Consider the following 1,734-nt stretch of genomic DNA (forward strand, 5'->3'; position numbering starts at 1 on the left):
CAGAAATACAGCGAGAATTAACAAAGCTGCATAAACCGCTATTTCGGAATAAGAACTGTATTTCCATAGCCTATAAAATTTGAAAAATAAATAATCTATCATACTTAATTACCATTAATGGGATAGCGGGGAACGCTGTCAAGCGTTATCACGCTTCGTTATCTATATTTTCAACTGAATCAGAATGGAATTTTAGAAGCATAAGCCGCATAATATTTTCCTTATCTTCCCAATATTCCTCGTCTATTTTATTCAACTTGGTGATTTCGTTCTCTGTCAAATGCTTGGGAATATCCCATAGCTTTTGTAATTGACTGTCATTTTCCAATCTTTGGATGATGCTGTATGCCTGTATAAGAAGTTGTTCTGTATATGTTGCGTTAATTGCTCCCAGTCCTTTGATTGCAAGCAAATAAGCATCATAGCCCCAATTGCAGAAGAATTGAAGAAATCCACCATTATACATTTCAAGTTCCAGCCAATATAATGCGGCGACCATACTGTCTGTTTCCCCCATATCTTGATAATTGGGACGAATTTCTGTAAACTTACGTCCAATAGGGGAAAAGGATTGCTCCCAATATTGTTCTAAATTTTCCATTCTTATTGCTTTTGTTATAGATAATGGCTTGACAAGGAGCTGCGTTTAGCAGCTATCTTGGCTTGTTAGTAATAATTCATTCCTCTTTCTGTTCATCCAAACATTCATTCACCCATTCTCTAAGTCCTTCATCAATATCTTTCTGCAATGTTTCTTCTAAAATCACTATACCTTCTGATTTTTCGGAAGTGTCAAGAGAGTTTAAGAATCTGTTAAGCATCCATATATTATATTCAGTAGGCACTCTACGAATAGAAGCATATAAAAAAGGAGCATAAGTATTATTATCAAATTTTTCCAAATAATGGACTACACGACCGGGATTGCCAAAGTTGAAATGTGGATGCCTTTCAAGTAATCTAAATAAAGGCTCGATTAAAGCATTATCCATTTCAGTTAAAACAGATTCTACCTCTTGCAAATCTTCTTCGGATTGAAGATTCATATCGTTGATTTTAGAAATAATCTCATTTACATTCATACTTCGTTTATGTTTATCAAGTTATTACTAATGGGATAGCGGGGAACGCTGTCAAGCGTTATCACGCTTCGTTATCTATATTTTCAACTGAATCAGAATGGAATTTTAGAAGCATAAGCCGCATAATATTTTCCTTATCTTCCCAATATTCCTCGTCTATTTTATTCAACTTGGTGATTTCGTTCTCTGTCAAATGCTTGGGAATATCCCATAGCTTTTGTAATTGACTGTCATTTTCCAATCTTTGGATGATGCTGTATGCCTGTATAAGAAGTTGTTCTGTATATGTTGCGTTAATTGCTCCCAGTCCTTTGATTGCAAGCAAATAAGCATCATAGCCCCAATTGCAGAAGAATTGAAGAAATCCACCATTATACATTTCAAGTTCCAGCCAATATAATGCGGCGACCATACTGTCTGTTTCCCCCATATCTTGATAATTGGGACGAATTTCTGTAAACTTACGTCCAATAGGGGAAAAGGATTGCTCCCAATATTGTTCTAAATTTTCCATTCTTATTGCTTTTGTTATAGATAATGGTTCAGCAGGGAACGGCTTGCCGTTATCCTGCGTTGTTAATGGTATATTTATATTTTCCCTTTACTATAAAAAGCCTCTAAAACAAAGAGAAACAACGAAAGGAAAATGTAT

General features: G+C 35.2%; 3 protein-coding genes. All 3 read right to left on the bottom strand.

Annotation, left to right across the window (positions count from 1 at the left end):
• Nucleotides 1-148: 148 nt before the first annotated feature.
• Nucleotides 149-601 carry a DUF4375 domain-containing protein gene (locus H8S52_RS19580; RefSeq protein WP_141981524.1) on the bottom strand — a complete coding sequence of 151 codons (453 nt, stop codon included), beginning with the start codon at nt 599-601 and terminating at the stop codon, nt 149-151.
• 76 nt (nt 602-677) lie between these two features.
• Nucleotides 678-1,082: a hypothetical protein gene (locus H8S52_RS19585; protein ID WP_074857136.1), complete on the bottom strand. Its 405-nt coding sequence runs from the start codon at nt 1,080-1,082 to the stop codon at nt 678-680.
• A gap of 61 nt (nt 1,083-1,143) precedes the next feature.
• Nucleotides 1,144-1,596 carry a DUF4375 domain-containing protein gene (locus H8S52_RS19590; protein ID WP_141981524.1) on the bottom strand — a complete coding sequence of 151 codons (453 nt, stop codon included), beginning with the start codon at nt 1,594-1,596 and terminating at the stop codon, nt 1,144-1,146.
• Nucleotides 1,597-1,734: the final 138 nt, after the last annotated feature.

It is taken from the genome of Bacteroides sp. NSJ-48, assembly GCF_014287405.1.
GTDB classification, from domain to species: Bacteria; Bacteroidota; Bacteroidia; order Bacteroidales; family Bacteroidaceae; genus Bacteroides; species Bacteroides stercoris.